Origin of the sequence: Pseudomonas sp. WS 5051 (genome assembly GCF_012985715.1) — a bacterium.
Lineage (GTDB): Bacteria > Pseudomonadota > Gammaproteobacteria > Pseudomonadales > Pseudomonadaceae > Aquipseudomonas > Aquipseudomonas bubulae.
This window is the reverse complement of record NZ_JAAQWV010000001.1, coordinates 414,745-431,792: the sequence shown is the minus strand read 5'-3', so window position 1 is coordinate 431,792 and position 17,048 is coordinate 414,745. Positions and strand designations below refer to the sequence as shown.

Sequence of the window (17,048 nt, the reverse complement as noted above, 5' to 3'; positions counted from 1 at the left end):
CCGTCAAGGAGGCGGCCGTTTTTATGCATCATTCAGGTGTGATAGCTGCAGGGCATTGTGCTGTTAACCATCAGACCATTCTTGGGACCGTGAAGCGAAACTCGCTGCCTTCTCCCGGTGTACTTTCGGCCAGTAGCTGGCCGCCATGGGCCTTGATGATGCCCTGGGAAATGTACAGCCCCAGGCCCGTGCCCAGCGCGTTGCCTTCTTTAGCCGTCCAGTAGCGGTCGAAGATATGGGGCAGCTGCTCGGGGGCTATGCCCTTGCCCGAATCTCGCACGCTGAACACGATATTGTCCCCGTTGGACATGGCTGCTACGCCGATCTTGCCCTGTGCGGGGGTGAACTTGATCGCATTGCCGATCAGGTTGGAAAGCACCTGGAACAGGCGTTCGGGGTCGGCGCTGATTTTCAGGTCGGGCTCGGCGTGGAAAGTCAGTTCCACGGCCTTGTCCAGCGCCAGCGGCGCGAGCAACGACAGTGCCTCTTCAAAAATCTGGCTGACTTCCAGTGGCTGCGGGCTGATGGTGTAGCGACCGGCTTCGATTTTCGAGGTGTCGAGCAAATCGTCGAGCAGCACGTTCATGCGGCTGCTGGCCTGCTGCATGGTGTCGATGGCCGAGGTGATGCGTCGCGATGTGTGCGGGCCGTCGCTACTGAAGGCCTTTTGCATCATGCCGCAGAGCATCGAGATGATGGTCATGGGGTTGCGCAGGTCGTGGGAGACCACCGCCACCAGCTCGTCGCGTGCGCGCACGGCCTGTTGCTCGCGCAGCACCTGGCGCGACAGGTCGTTTTCCAGGGCCGAGCGGCGCAGGTCATTGGCAGCAAACAGATCGCCGTGGCTCCATTTGCTGGAGATGCCGTCCATCTCGACTTTCCAGATTTCGAACGAGGTGCGCGGGCTCAGGCGCAGGCCGTTGCTGCCGGCTTCCAGGTTCAGCGGTTTATTGGGGTCGCCGCTCCACTGGATGCTTTCTTTGACTTCGCGGCGAAACCACAGCACGGCGTTGTCCACAGGCTTGGGCAGGGTCATGGCCAGCAGGCCGCTGGCGATGTCCTTGTACTGTGCTGCCGGGGCGTGCAGGGTGCTCAGGTTGTGGCTGGAGAAGACTGGCTGGCCGCTGTCCTTGAACCATTGGTACAGCGCGCGAGTGTCTTCCGGGGAGGGGCACTGACCATAACGGTGCAGCACCTTGTCTTCCAGAATCGCCACGCCGCTGGCGCCAGTCAGATCCATCAAGGCTTCGGGCATTTGTGCCAGGCCTTCAAACACGGCTGCGGTGCTTTGCACCATGGCGGCGTTGAGGCGCACCAGGGCATCCATCTTGGCTTCGCGCTGACGGCTGATTTCCAGGGTTTGCAGGGCGCTGATCTGCAGGGACAGCACCTGACCGATGGTCTGGCAGGCCATGCGCAGTTCATGGGGGACATGCAGCGTCTGGCGATGCCCGCAACTGATGAGTCCCCACAGGCGCTCGCCATCCATCAGCGAGATGCTCATGGACGACAGCACGCCCATGTTCTTCATGTACTGGCAGTGAATCGGAGACACGCTGCGCAATACGGCCCCGCTCAGATCCAGTGCCTCGCCGGTGTCCGGGCGCAATGTGGGAATCAGCGGCACAGGTTGGTAATCGGCGTTCGGAATAATGCGCAGCCAGTGGGTGCGGTACAGCTCGCGGGCTTGTTCAGGGATGTCGGAGGCAGGGAAAAACATGCCGTTGAACAATTCCATCGCTGGCGAGGAGGCTTCCGCGATGACCTGGCCGTGGCCTTCATCCTGAAAACGGTAGATCAGAACCCGGTCGTAGCCCGTCAGTGCCTGGATCTCGCGCACGCAGATTTCATACAGTGCGGTGAGGGTCTTGGCCCCTTGCAGGCGTTGCAGCATACGGCTCAGGTTGCGCACCTTGCCCATGGTGCTGTGAATTTCTGAGTCATCGGGTTTGAGTTCCAGCTCCAGAACCAGAATGCCCTGGTCACGGTGCAGCAGGCCTTCGTATTCACGCCCCAGCAGGTTCAGGGCCAAAGGCGGAGCATCGGCCAGGGTGGTGTAGACGGCGGCCTGCTGCACTGCGTTGGCGGCTTCGGAGCCGCTGAGGGCGGCCAGTGGCAGGCCCAGCAGTGATTCGGCACTGACGCCGAACAGGGTCAGCACATTGGCACTGACCTGCTGGATCTGCAGCCCCGGCTCCGTCAGTGTCACGAGCAGGCCGTGGGGCTGGATCGCCCCGGGAAAGCGAATGGGTTCATCAGCACAATTGGCCAGCAAGCGTTCAAAGGCTTGAGGGTCCTGTGGGGTCATAATAAAACCTCCTGACGTTCGAGCCAGTGCTCGAAACAGCTAAATGTTGAGCTGGCAGCCTGTACGGCCTGGTCTCGCGCTTGGGCGTCCAGGGGCACGCTGCCCAGAAACTCCAGGAATGCCTTCCATTGCCGCCCGGTGGCCTCGCCGTACACGTAAAGGAAAGCGCAGCCGTTGTGTCCCTCCAGGCCCAGTCGTTGCGACATCTGCTTGCGCAGCACGTTGCCGCCCAGAGTGGCGCCTTCCAGCACATACAACACACCCAGTACGCAGGCGGGGCTGTGCAATGCCGGAAGGGTTTCGCACAGTGCAAGCGACTGGATGCTGACCCCCAGGGCCTGCAGATCCCGACGCAGCGCGGGTGTTTTGAGTCGTGCCTGCAGGTCGAAATCGTGGGTCATCCAGGGGCTGTGTTGCAGTCGCTCCTCCAGCTCGTGATAGAAGCCGTAGTAAGCGCTCAACAGGCGCGTGTAGCGTTCAAGGTCGAGTGTATTGCTGAAGAACGGCAGGCGTTTTTCAAGGGCTACATGGCGTGTATGAGTGCCAGCGCGTAGCTCGTGCAGAACGGGCGATACCGCTGATAAAGGTTGGTCTTCTGACATGCCTTGTAAGACGGCTCTCTGTGTGGCGCGTGAATTAGGCGCTCCTAACTGTAGGAGGTCATGGTAATAAAAAAGTGCAATTATTTTGCTACAAAACCGGGCAGAACAGTGGTTGTTTGAGTGCGCCCAGGCTCGACTTCTCCCCGTAGCAGGATGCTTATTGGGTAGGCTCAATTCGTGACACGCTGCGTCACAGCTTCTAAGGTTTGCAATGGCGAGGATGTGTATCGCAGGTCGGATACATTTAGGCCATTCCCGAATTCAGCTCTCTTGGCTTAGATCGGGGTTGGTTTTTCGTGGGAAGCGTCTTAAATGTAAAGATGAAAATTACCGGTTCAATGTGAGGTGCTTATGCTCGAATTACGCCCCAATTGCGAATGCTGTGATTGCGATTTGCCGCCAGATTCAGCACAAGCGCGGATTTGCTCATTCGAGTGCACCTTTTGTGCGACGTGTACGGAGCAGCATCTAGGTGGTCTTTGCCCCAATTGCGGGGGCGAGCTGTTGGTCCGGCCGCGTAGACCGGTGAGCAAGTTGGCGAGCAATCCGCCGTCCAGTGAGCGGGTGTACAAACCTGAAGGCTGTGCTGCGCGTTGATTTAAAGCCCCTCACCCTGGCTCTCTCCCGAGGGAGAGGGTGCTTTTACAGAGACTGTCTGCCCCGGGACATCCCCGTTCAATTCCCCGCGTTGCAACCACTGCAAGGCAATCGGCCATAGGCTGTCCTGAAAGCGGCTATGGAAAAACGCGAAATGACCTATGGCTGTTTCGCCAATGTCTTGCGGCTGGATACGCAGATGCGTACGCGAGCTGGCACTGAAGTAGTTCAGCAGGCGTTCGATGGCCGCGACAGTACCGAAAGGATCGTCAGTGAAGCTGATGGCGAGGGTTTTGGCCGTAACCGAGCAAAAGGGCAGGGCAGCGAAGCTTCGGGCGCTGGGGAGTTTTTCGTAGCGGGTACTGAAGGCGCCCCAGTCCTTGACCACCCCCGCCGGGGTATCTTCGAGCCAGCCCAGGCGCTTGCCGGGGAAGTAGCCGCACATGCGGGTCAGCAACGGCATGACCCCGTGCCATTTGGCGAGCATCTGCCAGCGCTGTGCGGGTGCGTAGTCGCGCCAGTGGGCATATTGCGCGCCGACTGTGACCAAATGGCGAATCGCCGGCCCGGAAGCCGCCAGGCCCGCCGCACAACCGCCAAAGCTATGGCCCACCACGTTGATCGGCTGGCCGGGGTACTCGCGCTGTGCGCGCTTGAGCACCGCTTCTGCGTCCAGCGTGCCCCAGTCCGACCAGGAGGCCGTAAAACCGCGCAACGATCCGCTGCGTGAGGCGCCGATGCCGCGGTAGTCGAACAGCATCACGTCCATGCCCTGGCGGAACAGGTATTCGGCAAACCGCGAGTAATACTGGCAACGCACCGAGGTGGCGGCGTTGATGATGATCACTGCTCGCGTGCTGTCCGGTATGCGCTGGCGCCATTCGAAACCGCCCAGCAGGTAACCGTCAGCAGCAGGCTCGGTGAACGCCCGGCTGACAGGTTCGGGCAGGGCTGCTGTCAGTGCGCGCTCCGGGCGTTGCGTTCTGTCAGTAGCCGTGAAGCTTCGACGTAGGCTTTCTGGAATGCCGGGGTTTCGATCCAGGTCACGGCGCTGTCTTCATCATCGCCATGTACGGCAACGCGGTATTCGATCAGCAAGCCCATCAGAAAATCGGTGGCCGGCTCTTCCTCTTCTTCCGAGATCACCAGTTCCAGTACCGGGTACTGCAGGAATACTGCACACAGGGTTTGCAGGTTGATGGCTTCGGCGGCTTTCATGGCCTGGAACAGGTCATCGTAGTCAGCGGGGTCAAAACCGTTGTCGAGGATGTCCTGGAAGTTGAAGGTGCTGAGGTCGATTTTCACGTCATCGAACGGGTTGTCGATCAGGGCGCCAGCCGAGGCTTTGGCCGGTTTGCCCACGCGATTCTGCTTGGCCTTGGTTTTGGCCCGCTGCGCGTTTTTTTGCTGCTTTTTTGGCGATGACATGAAGGTGTGTCCTTTGCAGGCTGATGAGAGGATTGAACCCCATCTCTTTGCAATCGCCAAGAGAGGTGGCGCCGCCGGGTATAAATAACGGCCAAAAAAAAACCCGCACTAGGCGGGTTTTCTTTGTTTTGGCGTGGTGTGAACACCACATCAAAACTGAATGTGGTGCCCAGAGACGGAATCGAACCGCCGACACGGGGATTTTCAATCCCCTGCTCTACCGACTGAGCTATCTGGGCAACGGGGCGCATTAGAAGCCTTTTTCGATAACCCGTCAAACACTTTTTTGAAAAATATTTAATTATTACCGTCGCTTACGGATCAAAGCCTTTAAAACCGGGGTTTATTCGGTTGGCGGAACGTAGCCTTCGGCTTGTGCGTATTCCTCGCCGCTGAAGAACTTGTCCATTTCGCCCTGCAAATATTTACGGTCTTCGGCGTTCATCATGTTCAAGCGCTTTTCGTTGATGAGCAGGGTCTGGTGTTTTTGCCAGTCAGCCCAGGCTTTGGCCGAAACGTGGTCAAAAATGTCCTGGCCTTTGGCGCCCGGAAACGGAGCGCGCTCAAGGGCAGGCAGTTCTTCTTTGTACTTGCGGCAAATGATGGTGCGGGTCATGACGTCTCTCCAGCGTTCAATAGGTCGGCTGCGCGTTTGAGCAGCTTCTTGACCGGGGCGGCAAGGCCCAGGCGCGGCGGGGTGGCGAGGTTATACCAGAGCCAGTCGGCCTCGGCCACGTGATGGCCGGACTCCTTGACGTGGATCAGCCAGGGTTCGATGGCCAGTTGGAAATGGCTAAAGGTATGGGTCAGGCCGGTCAGTTCGTGTTGCGCGCCCAGGGCCAGCGAGTGTTGCAGCGCCAGATGCTCGATGTCCTGCAGGTCATCGAGCTCGGGCAGGCTCCACAGGCCGCCCCACAAGCCGGTCGACGGACGGCGGTAAAGCAGGATTTCGCCCCCGGCATTGGCCAGCATTGGCATCAGCGTGCGCTTTTGCGGGATGACCTTGCGCGGTTTGGGGATCGGGTAGCGGGTTTCCAGGCCCAGCAAGTGCGCTTTACAGCCGCTTTCAAGCGGGCACAACAGGCAGCTGGGCTTGCTGCGGGTGCAGAGCGTGGCGCCCATGTCCATCATCGCCTGGGTGTAGGCGTTGACGCGGTCGTGGGGGGTGAAGCGCTCGGCAGTGGCCCACAGCTGTTTGGCCACCTTGGGCTCGCCGGGGTAGCCCTCTTGCGCCGTGTAGCGCGCCAGTACCCGCTTGACGTTGCCGTCCAGAATCGGCGCCCGCAGACCCATGCTCAGGCTGGCAATCGCACCGGCTGTGGATAAACCGATACCGGGTAACTCGACCAGTTTTTCCACATCCCGCGGAAATTGGCCGTCATATTCGGCGACAACGATTTTGGCGGTCTTTTGCAGGTTGCGCGCACGGGTGTAGTAGCCCAGGCCGGTCCACAGGTGCAGTACTTCGTCTTCCGGTGCAGCGGCCAGGGCCTCGACCGTCGGCAGTGAAGCCATAAAACGGTCGAAGTAGTTCAGCACGGTACTGACCTGGGTTTGCTGCAGCATGATTTCCGAGACCCATACCCGATACGGGGTGATGCCCTGTTGCCAGGGCAGGTCGTGGCGACCGTGCTGGTCATACCAGTCCAGCACCGCGGTTGAAAACTGCTCATCTCTCATCGGTTGAAAAGCCCTTTGAGCGCGTTCTTGAGCTCGGGGCTGACCTTGTCGCCGAGTTTCTCTTCGAGTTTGTCAGTGAGCTTGTTGCCCGCCACTTTGGCGGCAACCTTGCCCAGCCCTTCCTTGTCCAGACGGCAGGCCTTGGCCCCCAGCTCCAGCGGGCCACGGCAGCGTAATGGCAGCTCGATGCCGACAAAGTTCTTGCCGACCTGGCAGGCCGGGTCCGGCATGGCGCGGGTGTCGCCTTCGATGATGATGCCGATGCGGTAATCCATGCCCAGTACGCGCAGGTCGATGTCGCCATCGCCTTTGACGCTCAGGCCGGGGATGCGCACGATCATGTCCGGGTTGCTGGCCACACCGTTGCGGAACACCAGGGTGCCCTTGAGCTCCTTGAATGGCGTGTCTTTGCCCATGGGCGCGCCGCTCAGGGTTTTGCGGTTGAGTACCGAAATACCCTTGCACAGCTGTTGCTCAAGGTTGGCGTTGAGCAGCACACCATCGTTAAGCATAAAGCTGGCGGTGCCGTTGAGGCTGGAAATCAGCTCGCTCTGGCTGTTGCCGCTGCCAGTGACGTTGCTGTTGAGGGTCAGCAGACCGGTCACCGGTGGTTTTTGCCCCTGGCTTTGCAGGATTTTTTCCACCGGCACATTGGTAATACGGGTCTGCAGTTTGACCACCGGTAGCATGGGTTGTACGTCCAGGCTGCCATTGGCGGCAAAGCTGCCTTTGTAAAGGTTACCGCTGAGGTTTTCCAGGGTCAGGACACCGGCTTTGCTGTTGGCCTTGAGCACCGCGTTTTGTATCGGCAGTTTGCTCAGGGTCAGTTGGCCAAAACTGATATCAGCATTCAGGTCGAGCGCCTTGAGGCGGGTGACCGGAATGATCCTGGCGGTGCTCCAGCCGCTTTTGGTCGGTGCCTCCGGCAGCGGCGTATCGCCCGATGCGGCCAGGGCGCCGGCTTCGCTGCTCTGTACTTCAGCCTTGCGCGCAACGCTGGCGCTGCTGGCTTCGGCCGACTTGGGCGGCATGTAGCGATCAGCGTCGAATGTGTCGCCTTTGAGCTGAATACGTACGGCTTGTTTGGCGAAATCGTCAATGGCCACGAGGCCGGTGAAGGTGCTGTCGTCGACTTTCAGGTTCAGCTCGTCAAAGGTCACGCTGCTGGGCGTGCCCGAAAGGCGACTGACCAGTTCGACCTTGCTCAGGCTGTTCGGCGCCATGGCAGGTAGCGGGTGGCCGATGCTGTCGAGGAACCGGGCCAGATCAAGCTGGGCAATCGACAGGCCGCCACTGATTTGCGGAGTGGTATCGAGGCTGTTGGCCTTGAACTCACCCAGGGCGCGCAACTGGTTGGCTGAAATCTTCAGGCTGCTCCATTCGGCGACGTTCGCAGCCAGATCAACCAGAATTTGCCCCTGTGCGGCGAACGTCATGGTCTTGCCCTGCAGCGGCTCACCGGAGGCTTCGCCGGTGACCTTCATGTCTTCAAACTGATAGCGCTTGAGTACACGGTCAAAGCGCAACTTGCCGTCAACTTCGGTCTTGACCCGCATCACCGGCTGGTTGGTGCCCAGGAAGGCGGTCAGCTTGACCGGGATACTGGTAGCTTCGTGAACCGGGCCGGTGCTCAGCTGGATGCTCTCGGCGCTGAACTGCTTGCCGCTTTGCTCGTCGTTATATTCAACCCGGGCGTTGTTCACGGTCAGGCTGTCGATATCGAGCTTGAGGGGCTGGCCAGCGCTTTCAGGCTTGTTGCTCGCAGCGGGCTCGGTGCCGGTGGTTGGCGCGGCGGCGGTGGCCGGCTTGCCGATGTCCTGCCAGTTGCCGTGGCCGTCCTTGTCGCGGGTCAGGCGCAGGTTCAGGCCTTCGACACGCACGTCGCTCATCTGCACTTCTTTGCGCAGCAGCGGCAGTACGCGCACGGACAGGCCGAGCATCTGAAGATCGGCGAAAGGCTGGGTCGGCGCTGCGAGAGTGGCAACGCTGGCGTCGTGCAGTTCCAGGCCAAGCCAGGGGAAGAGGCTCCAGCCGATGTCGCCATTGAGGGTCAGCTCAATGTGGGCTTTGTCACGGGCTATCTGGCGGATCTCGTCTTTATAGTCGTTGGGATCGAACAGATGGCTGAGGGCAAAGCCCAGGGCCACGATGATCAGCAACAATCCGAGAAGCACCAGACCCAGGATTTTGCCGAACGCTTTCATGGGCGAGTCCTTGTAAGTCTGTGTGAGAGTAAGTTTTAAATTCAGCCGCAGAGTATAGCGCCACGCGCATGCCGACTGGGGGGTGGATAGTAGCGGATCAGTTGCTTGGCCAAAGACCACATCAGGTTAGGGCCAGGCTGGCGATCAAATGGTAATCTTTGCTTGTTTTTCGGGCCTTCTGCGGCACATTGCCGCGTCTCGATCCAATAAAAACGACTGTGTGCCACAGAGCGCCAAAGTCAGGGAGCGAGCGTGCCGGGGAAATAACTTCATTACCTGGGGGAAACACCTATGAGTATCAGCATTGCTGCGGGCAGTTCTGCTTCGCCGCCTGCGTTCCTGTCCAAGGAGCGCATCATCGCCAAACCCGGCTTCAACCGCTGGCTGGTGCCGCCAGCTGCTCTGGCCATCCATCTGTGCATCGGCATGGCCTATGGCTTTTCGGTGTTCTGGCTGCCGTTGTCCAAAGCCCTGGGCGTGACTGCACCTGTGGCTTGTGCGCCAGACATGAGCTTTATCGCGCAAGTGTTTTCGTCGCAATGCGACTGGCCGATTTCGATGCTCGGCTGGATCTACACCCTGTTCTTTATCTTCCTCGGTTGCTCGGCCGCGGTATGGGGCGGCTGGCTTGAGCATGCCGGGCCACGCAAGGCCGGTGTGGTGTCGGCTTTGTGCTGGTGCGGCGGTTTGCTGATTTCTGCATTGGGTATTTATACCCATCAGATCTGGCTGATGTGGCTGGGTTCTGGGGTTATCGGCGGTATCGGCCTGGGGCTGGGTTATATCTCGCCGGTGTCGACACTGATCAAGTGGTTCCCGGACAAGCGTGGCATGGCTACGGGCATGGCGATCATGGGCTTTGGTGGCGGGGCAATGGTGGGCGCACCGTTGGCTGCCGCATTGATGAACCATTTTGCCGGGCCGGACGGTGTGGGCGTGTGGCAGAGCTTTGTCGCAATGGCGGCGATTTACTTCGTGTTCATGATCGGCGGCGCGTTGTCTTATCGCGTACCACCGACCGGCTGGAAGCCTGAGGGCTGGAAGGCGCCGGCAAAAAAAGCGGCCAACGCGATGATCACCCAGCGCCATGTACACGTAAGTGTGGCGTGGAAAACTCCGCAATTTGCGCTGGTATGGCTGGTTCTATGCCTTAACGTATCGGCCGGTATCGGCATTCTGGGCATGGCCTCGCCATTGCTGCAGGAAGTCTTCGCGGGCAAGTTGCTGGGCAATGATCTGACCTTCAGCCAGCTGGATGCAGCGCAGCTGGCGCAGATCGCCGCGATTGCAGCAGGGTTCACCGGTTTGCTGAGTCTGTTCAATATTGGCGGGCGGTTTTTCTGGGCGTCGTTCTCGGATTACCTGGGCCGCAAAAACACCTACTTTGTGTTCTTCGCCCTGGGTTTTGCGCTGTACGCGATGATTCCGAACCTGGGCCATCTGGGCAACGTATCGCTGTTCGTGGCGGCGTTCTGCATCATTCTGTCGATGTACGGCGGCGGGTTTGCCACAGTGCCAGCGTATCTGGCCGATCTGTTCGGTACGCAGATGGTCGGCGCGATCCACGGTCGCCTGCTGACCGCCTGGGCGGCGGCGGGTGTGCTGGGGCCGGTGCTGGTCAACTACCTGCGCGAGTATCAGTTGAGCATCGGTGTGGAGCGTGCGGCGGCGTATGACATCACCTTGTACATCCTCGCCGGTCTGCTGGTGTTGGGCTTTATCTGCAACCTGCTGGTACGCCCGGTGGCCGACAAATACTTCATGACCGACGCCGAGCTGGCCGCCGAACAGGCGCTGGGGCACGACAAGGGCGCGGACGCCAGTACGTCGCTGGAGTGGAAAGCCGCACCGGGCAGTCAGCCATTGGTGATTGCAGCCTGGCTGGCCGTGGGCATTCCCTTGTTGTGGGGCGTGTGGGTAACGGTGCAGAAGACGGCGGTGTTGTTTCACTGATTGACGTGTTGAGTCAGCGCTGACGCCATCGCGAGCAAGCCCGCTCCCACAGACGGATTGCGTCTCTGTGGGAGCGGGCTTGCTCGCGATTCAGGCGGCGCGGCCTGTGCGTCAACGCGCATTACGTCAGCCACCGCACCCTTAATGTTTCTGTTTGCCTGACCCGTGCCTATAATGGCCACCTTTTTCGCCCAATGATTTTGCGGAGCTGGTGATGGCCGAACGTAAGGCGTCAGTCGAGCGCGATACTCTGGAAACCCAGATTAAAGCCTCGATCAACTTGGATGGTACCGGTAAGGCCCGATTCGATATCGGTGTTCCTTTTCTTGAGCACATGCTCGACCAGATCGCCCGACATGGGTTGATCGACCTGGACATCGAGTGCAAAGGCGACCTGCATATCGACGATCACCATACCGTCGAAGATGTCGGCATTACCCTGGGTAAAGCCTTCAGCGAAGCAGTCGGCGATAAAAAAGGCATGACCCGCTACGGTCACGCTTACGTCCCGCTGGACGAAGCGCTGTCCCGTGTAGTCATCGACTTTTCCGGTCGTCCTGGTCTGCAAATGCATGTTCCCTACACCCGCGCCACCGTCGGCGGCTTCGATGTTGACCTGTTTCAGGAGTTCTTCCAGGGCTTCGTGAACCACGCCAATGTCAGCCTGCACATCGACAACCTGCGCGGCACCAACACCCACCACCAGATCGAAACCGTGTTCAAGGCTTTCGGCCGCGCGCTGCGCATGGCCGTTGCACTGGATGAGCGGATGGCCGGGCAAATGCCTTCTACCAAGGGCGTGCTCTGATGCAGACAGTGGCGGTAATCGATTACGGCATGGGTAACCTGCACTCGGTGGCCAAGGCGCTGGAGCACGTTGGCGCCGGTCGGGTGCTGATTACCAGCGATGCCAGCGTGATTCGCGAAGCCGACCGCGTAGTGTTCCCTGGTGTGGGTGCGATCCGCGATTGCATGGCCGAAATCCGTCGCCTGGGTTTTGACTCGCTGGTGCGTGAAGTCAGTCAGGATCGTCCGTTTCTCGGTATTTGTGTCGGCATGCAAGCCTTGCTCGACAGCAGCGAAGAGAACGGCGGTGTTGATTGCATCGGCCTGTTCCCGGGCGCCGTGAAGTTCTTCGGCAAGGACCTGCACGAAGACGGCGAGCATCTCAAGGTGCCGCACATGGGCTGGAACGAAGTGCAGCAAAAAGTCGATCACCCGCTGTGGCACGGCATCCCCGACCTGGCGCGTTTCTACTTTGTACACAGCTACTACATTGCGGCGGGCAATCCTCGCCAGGTAGTCGGTGGCGGGCATTACGGCGTCGATTTCGCCGCAGCGCTGGCCGAGGGCTCGCGCTTCGCGGTGCAGTTCCACCCGGAAAAAAGCCATACCCACGGCTTGCAGCTGCTGGAAAACTTTGCGGCCTGGGATGGCCGCTGGTAATGGCGCCGCGCAAAAAGCCGCCGATTCTTACGCTCACCCCTGAGCAAGAGAACGAAGCCAACAGCAAGATCAAACGCTTTATGGAAGACCGCTTCGAACTGGACCTGGGTTCGTTCGAGGCGGCTGAAATCCTTGAGCTGTTCACCCGCGAAATCGCCCCGCATTACTACAATCGGGCGATTTTCGATGTGCAGGCGCACCTCAAAGAGAGGTTCGAGAGCATCGAAAGCGACCTGTGGGCGCTCGAGAAGAACTGATTTCCGAGTCTCAGACTCCCGAATTTGAAGGTTTGCCACATGCTGATTATTCCCGCTATCGATCTTAAAGACGGTGCCTGTGTACGTCTGCGCCAGGGCCGCATGGAAGACTCCACGGTATTTTCCGATGACCCGGTGAGCATGGCTGCCAAATGGGTAGAGGGCGGTTGCCGCCGTCTGCACCTGGTCGACCTCAACGGCGCCTTTGAAGGCCAGCCGGTCAACGGCGAAGTGGTCACTGCCATTGCCAAGCTGTACCCGCACCTGCCGATCCAGATCGGCGGCGGGATTCGCTCCCTGGAAACCATCGAGCATTACGTCAAGGCGGGCGTGAGCTATGTGATCCTGGGCACCAAGGCAGTGAAAAACCCTGAGTTCGTGGCCGAGGCCTGCCGTGCGTTCCCGGGCAAGATCATTGTCGGCATGGATGCAAAAGACGGCTTTGTGGCCACTGACGGCTGGGCTGAAGTGAGCACCGTGCAGGTCATCGACCTGGCCAAACGATTTGAAGCAGACGGCGTGTCGGCCATCGTTTATACCGACATTGCCAAGGACGGCATGATGCAGGGCTGCAACGTGAGCTACACCGCCGCATTGGCCGCTGCCACCAGCATTCCGGTGATCGCTTCGGGCGGCATCCACAACCTGGGTGACATCAAGGCCCTGATGGACGCCAAGGCGCCGGGCATCGTGGGCGCCATTACCGGTCGCGCCATCTATGAAGGCACGCTGGATGTGGCCGAGGCGCAAGCCTTCTGCGACAGCTACAAGGCCTGAGGAGAGACCCATGGCGCTGGCCAAACGCATCATCCCTTGCCTGGACGTGGATAACGGCCGGGTCGTAAAGGGCGTCAAGTTCGAGAACATTCGCGATGCCGGCGACCCGGTAGAGATCGCCCGTCGTTACGATGAGCAGGGTGCTGACGAGATTACCTTTCTCGATATCACTGCCAGCGTCGATGGGCGCGACACCACGCTGCATACAGTCGAACGCATGGCCAGTCAGGTGTTTATCCCGTTGACCGTAGGTGGCGGGGTGCGCTGCATCCAGGACATACGCAACCTGCTGAATGCCGGTGCCGACAAAGTCTCGATCAATACCGCAGCGGTGTTTAACCCGGAGTTTGTGGGCGAAGCGGCGCAGCATTTTGGCTCACAGTGCATTGTGGTCGCCATTGATGCCAAGAAAGTCTCCTTGCCGGGCGAAACCCCGCGCTGGGAGATTTTCACCCACGGCGGGCGCAAGCCAATCGGGCTCGACGCGGTCGAGTGGGCTATGAAGATGGAAGGCCTGGGCGCCGGCGAAATCCTGTTGACCAGCATGGATCAGGACGGCATGAAAAATGGCTTCGATCTGGGTGTTACCCGCGCAATCAGTGATGCACTGGGCATTCCGGTGATTGCCTCGGGCGGTGTCGGTAACCTCCAGCATCTGGCTGACGGCATTCTGGAAGGTCACGCCAGTGCAGTGCTGGCGGCGAGTATTTTCCACTTTGGTGAATACACGGTGCCAGAGGCCAAGGCGTACATGGCAGAGCGCGGAATCGTGGTTCGCTAAGGCCAAAGGCTACTGGACAGCATGGCGTGCCCACGGCACTCTTGAGCACGCCATGGATTCAGGTCGCCTGTCATGTTTAAACGCTTTGTGCCTATTCTCGTCAGTTCCACCATGTGGCTGGCGAGTACCGCTTTTGCGGCTGATACGTCGAACTCATCGATCGTGTTACTGACTGAAAACTTCCCGCCGTACAACATGGCCAAAAACGGCAAGAATTTTGCGCAGAACGATAATATTGAAGGTATCGCCGTCGATATCCTGCGTGAAGCCTTCAAACGTGCCGGCATCCCCTACAGCATGACCCTGCGTTTCCCTTGGGAGCGTATCTACCACCTTGCCCTCGAAAAACCCGGATACGGTGTGTTTGTCACCGCCCGCGTGCCCGAGCGTGAAAAGCTGTTCAAGTGGGTCGGCCCTATTGGTCCTGATGACTGGGTGTTGCTGGCCCGAGGGGATAGCCCGATTACCCTGACGTCCCTCGAACAGGCCCGCCAGTATCGGGTGGGCGCTTACAAGGGCGACGCCATTGCCTTGTCCCTAGAGAAGCAGGGGCTGGCGCCGGTGATTGTGCTGCGCGATCAGGACAACGCCCGCAAGTTGCAGGCCGGGCAAATCGACTTGTGGGCCACAGGTGCTCCAGCTGGCCAATTTTTGGCGCGTCAGGTAGGGATTTCAGGGTTCAAGACGGTGTTGCGTTTCAATCAGGCCGAGCTGTTTTTGGCGCTGAACAAAGACGTGCCGGACGAGGTGGTGAGCAAGTTGCAGAAGGCGCTGGATGAGTTAAAGGCAGAAGGCGTGGATGAGAAAATCCGCGCAAAGTACCTGTAACACACAGAGCGTGTAGCCGCTGACGAGGAACGAAGGCTGCGCTCCTCAGCGGCTACAAATGGCACGGGTCTCAGCGATAAACCCCATCCTTCCCATGCCCGACCATCGCCTTGTTGCTGCGCACGCCGATCATTTGCCTGATATCGATCCAGTCAATGCCCTGGGCCTTGAGCTTGGGCAGCTCCCGTTCAAGCACGGCGAGGGTTTGCGGGTAGGGATGGCCGATCATCACCGCCGAACCTTGCTTGCGCGCCAGATTGATAGCGGTGTGCAGTTGTGTGCTGATCGCCTGCTCGGTGCGTACGTCATCGAGAAACACATCCCGCGAAACACTGGCCAGGCCGATTTTTTGCGCCTCGGCCGCCGCGACCGTCTGCGCGCTGGTGCGGCTGTCGACAAAGAATTTGTGACGTTGCTGCAAGTTGCCCATCAGCCAGGCCATCGCTTGTGGCTGGGAGGTCATGCGGCTGCCCATGTGGTTGTTGATACCGCTGGTGTAGGGCACTGCCTTGAACGCGGCGTTGAGGCGCTTTTCAAGTTCGTCGACAGGCAGGTCCGGGTGCCAGGCAAAGGGCCCGGTGGCCGGGTCCATTGGCATGTGCAAAATGACGATCTTGCCGGCCTTGTGGGCTTCGCGAGCAAATTCGGCAGCATGGGGGGTGTCGGGCATCACGGCGGTGGTGACCGGGCCGGGCAGCGCCAGCACGCGGCGGTCCCGGGGCAGGTTTTGCCCAAGGTCATCGATAATCAGGCTCAGGTAAGCCTTGTGCGGTGTGGCGGGCGCGCTGACCGGTGCCGCGTGGGCGGTACCGGTCAGGCAGCAGAGCAGGGTGAGGGCCAGGGAAAGACGCACCTCAGTTGCCGCGTGTGATGCTCAAGCCTTTAAGCAGGCTCAGGGCCTGGCTCAGCTGGAAGTCATCGTCCTGGGGCATCGGCTTGGCTTTGGGGCCGGAGCCGGTCGGCTTGTCGGCACCGCCGTTACCATTGCCGAGGTGACCTTGCAGGTCGGCCTCTTTGTAGTACTCGGTGTCTTGCTCGCGGGTGATCCTGGCGCGGCTGACTTCGATATCCGGAACAATGCCCTGGGCCTGGATCGAGCGCCCGTTCGGAGTGAAGTACAGCGCTGTGGTGATCTTCAGCGCGCGGTCATTGTTCAACGGCAGTACGGTTTGCACCGAGCCTTTGCCGAAGCTGGTGGTGCCCATCACCACACCACGCTTCTGATCCTGCAAGGCACCGGCGACGATCTCTGACGCCGAGGCGCTGCCGCCGTTGATCAGTACCACCAATGGCACGCCTTCGCTCAGATCCTTGCCGGTAGCCGAGAAACGCAGCTCAGAGTTGGCGATACGGCCCTTGGTATAGACGATCAGACCTTTGGTGATGAAATGGTCTACCACTTCAACTGCCGACTGCAGCACGCCGCCCGGGTTGTTGCGCAGGTCAAGGATGATGCCCTTGAGGCGCTTGTTGCCGTTTTCCCTGCGCAGTTTGGACAGCGCAGCGGCCACTTCTTCGCCAGTCTTGACCTGGAACTGGGTAATGCGGATGTAGCCGTAGCCGTCTTCAAGCAGCTGGGCCTTGACGCTCTTGACCTGGATATTGGCCCGGGTCAGGGTTACGTCAAACGGTGCGCCACCGTTGCGTACCAGGGTCAGGGTGATTTTCTGACCGATCTTGCCGCGCATTTTGTCTACGGCCTCGGTCATGCTCAGGCCACGGGTGGGCTGACCATTGATCTTGACGATTAAGTCACCGGCCTGGATGCCGGCTTTGCTGGCAGGGGTGTCGTCGATCGGCGAGACGATCTTGATGTTGCCGTCTTCAGTGCCGACTTCAATGCCCAACCCGCCAAATTCGCCGCTGGTGCTTTCCTGCAGCTCGGCGAAATCTTCCGGCCCCAGATAGGCAGAATGCGGGTCGAGGTTGCTGAGCATGCCCTTGATGGCATTCTCCAGCAGGGTTTTGTCGTCTACCGGCTCAACATAGGCGGCCTTGATCCGATCCATGACCTCGGCAAATGTGCGCAGCTCTTCCAGAGGCAGCGGTGCCTTGGCGCTGGTAGCAGCCCCGGCTGGCGGAATGCTCGGCTCGGCAGCAAATGCCAATGGCGAGCCGATCAGCAGAGCGATCGTCAGGGCCAGCGAGTTGAGGCGGGACAAATGCGGCATGTTGAGCGAACTCCTA

At 59.7% G+C, this 17,048-nt stretch carries 17 protein-coding genes and 1 tRNA gene; 8 read left to right on the top strand and 10 right to left on the bottom strand.

Translation table 11 applies throughout. The features are described from left to right. Positions 1-70: 70 nt before the first annotated feature. Both HBN79_RS01830 and HBN79_RS01825 read right to left on the bottom strand, forming a co-directional pair. Complete coding sequence (locus HBN79_RS01830) at positions 71-2,308, bottom strand: ATP-binding protein (RefSeq protein WP_169916169.1); 2,238 nt, start codon at positions 2,306-2,308, stop codon at positions 71-73. After that, positions 2,305-2,910 carry a biliverdin-producing heme oxygenase gene (locus tag HBN79_RS01825; protein ID WP_095017762.1) on the bottom strand — a complete coding sequence of 202 codons (606 nt, stop codon included), beginning with the start codon at positions 2,908-2,910 and terminating at the stop codon, positions 2,305-2,307. Before HBN79_RS01825 ends, HBN79_RS01830 begins: the two co-directional genes overlap by 4 nt. Before the next feature lie 351 nt (positions 2,911-3,261). Here HBN79_RS01825 and HBN79_RS01820 point away from each other — a divergent pair, with 351 nt between their 5' ends. Next, positions 3,262-3,507, top strand: a complete 246-nt coding sequence (locus tag HBN79_RS01820; RefSeq protein ID WP_095000778.1) for a DUF1272 domain-containing protein — start codon at positions 3,262-3,264, stop codon at positions 3,505-3,507. Position 3,508: 1 nt separating this feature from the next. Here the strand turns inward: HBN79_RS01820 and HBN79_RS01815 are convergent, their stop codons facing one another. The 6 genes from HBN79_RS01815 to HBN79_RS01790 all read right to left on the bottom strand — a co-directional run bounded on the left by HBN79_RS01815 (position 3,509) and on the right by HBN79_RS01790 (position 8,819). After that, positions 3,509-4,405: an alpha/beta fold hydrolase gene (locus HBN79_RS01815; RefSeq protein ID WP_169916201.1), complete on the bottom strand. Its 897-nt coding sequence runs from the start codon at positions 4,403-4,405 to the stop codon at positions 3,509-3,511. A 59-nt stretch (positions 4,406-4,464) separates the two neighbouring features. Continuing rightward, positions 4,465-4,935: a hypothetical protein gene (locus tag HBN79_RS01810; protein ID WP_169916168.1), complete on the bottom strand. Its 471-nt coding sequence runs from the start codon at positions 4,933-4,935 to the stop codon at positions 4,465-4,467. A 163-nt stretch (positions 4,936-5,098) separates the two neighbouring features. Beyond that, a tRNA-Phe gene (locus tag HBN79_RS01805) sits at positions 5,099-5,174 on the bottom strand. 104 nt (positions 5,175-5,278) lie between these two features. Next, positions 5,279-5,551, bottom strand: a complete 273-nt coding sequence (locus tag HBN79_RS01800; protein ID WP_003438557.1) for an oxidative damage protection protein — start codon at positions 5,549-5,551, stop codon at positions 5,279-5,281. Further along, complete coding sequence (gene mutY / locus HBN79_RS01795) at positions 5,548-6,615, bottom strand: A/G-specific adenine glycosylase (protein ID WP_095020137.1); 1,068 nt, start codon at positions 6,613-6,615, stop codon at positions 5,548-5,550. Before mutY ends, HBN79_RS01800 begins: the two co-directional genes overlap by 4 nt. Then, positions 6,612-8,819: an AsmA family protein gene (locus HBN79_RS01790; protein ID WP_138738727.1), complete on the bottom strand. Its 2,208-nt coding sequence runs from the start codon at positions 8,817-8,819 to the stop codon at positions 6,612-6,614. Before HBN79_RS01790 ends, mutY begins: the two co-directional genes overlap by 4 nt. A gap of 291 nt (positions 8,820-9,110) precedes the next feature. Between HBN79_RS01790 and HBN79_RS01785 the strand changes: the two genes are divergently transcribed. From HBN79_RS01785 to HBN79_RS01755, 7 genes are all read left to right on the top strand, one after another. After that, positions 9,111-10,772, top strand: a complete 1,662-nt coding sequence (locus HBN79_RS01785; protein ID WP_095023763.1) for an OFA family MFS transporter — start codon at positions 9,111-9,113, stop codon at positions 10,770-10,772. A gap of 214 nt (positions 10,773-10,986) precedes the next feature. Beyond that, positions 10,987-11,580 (top strand): imidazoleglycerol-phosphate dehydratase HisB, encoded by a 594-nt coding sequence (hisB, locus tag HBN79_RS01780; protein WP_016783108.1) that lies wholly within the window; start codon positions 10,987-10,989, stop codon positions 11,578-11,580. Continuing rightward, entirely contained in the window at positions 11,580-12,218 is a 639-nt protein-coding gene (hisH, locus tag HBN79_RS01775) for an imidazole glycerol phosphate synthase subunit HisH (RefSeq protein ID WP_016783109.1), read from the top strand. The genes hisB and hisH overlap by 1 nt, the downstream gene beginning before the upstream one ends. Next, positions 12,218-12,475: a DUF2164 domain-containing protein gene (locus HBN79_RS01770; protein ID WP_095000784.1), complete on the top strand. Its 258-nt coding sequence runs from the start codon at positions 12,218-12,220 to the stop codon at positions 12,473-12,475. Before hisH ends, HBN79_RS01770 begins: the two co-directional genes overlap by 1 nt. A 39-nt stretch (positions 12,476-12,514) precedes the next feature. Further along, positions 12,515-13,252 carry a 1-(5-phosphoribosyl)-5-[(5-phosphoribosylamino)methylideneamino]imidazole-4-carboxamide isomerase gene (gene hisA, locus HBN79_RS01765; RefSeq protein ID WP_088378464.1) on the top strand — a complete coding sequence of 246 codons (738 nt, stop codon included), beginning with the start codon at positions 12,515-12,517 and terminating at the stop codon, positions 13,250-13,252. A 10-nt stretch (positions 13,253-13,262) separates the two neighbouring features. Next, positions 13,263-14,033: an imidazole glycerol phosphate synthase subunit HisF gene (gene hisF / locus HBN79_RS01760; RefSeq protein WP_169916167.1), complete on the top strand. Its 771-nt coding sequence runs from the start codon at positions 13,263-13,265 to the stop codon at positions 14,031-14,033. A gap of 72 nt (positions 14,034-14,105) precedes the next feature. Then, positions 14,106-14,861 (top strand): ABC transporter substrate-binding protein, encoded by a 756-nt coding sequence (locus tag HBN79_RS01755; RefSeq protein WP_095017757.1) that lies wholly within the window; start codon positions 14,106-14,108, stop codon positions 14,859-14,861. Between the two features lie 70 nt (positions 14,862-14,931). Here the strand turns inward: HBN79_RS01755 and HBN79_RS01750 are convergent, their stop codons facing one another. Together HBN79_RS01750 and HBN79_RS01745 are read right to left on the bottom strand one after the other, a co-directional pair. After that, entirely contained in the window at positions 14,932-15,714 is a 783-nt protein-coding gene (locus HBN79_RS01750) for a divergent polysaccharide deacetylase family protein (RefSeq protein ID WP_169916166.1), read from the bottom strand. A 1-nt stretch (position 15,715) separates the two neighbouring features. Further along, positions 15,716-17,032 carry a S41 family peptidase gene (locus HBN79_RS01745; RefSeq protein WP_095000787.1) on the bottom strand — a complete coding sequence of 439 codons (1,317 nt, stop codon included), beginning with the start codon at positions 17,030-17,032 and terminating at the stop codon, positions 15,716-15,718. Positions 17,033-17,048 lie beyond the last annotated feature (16 nt).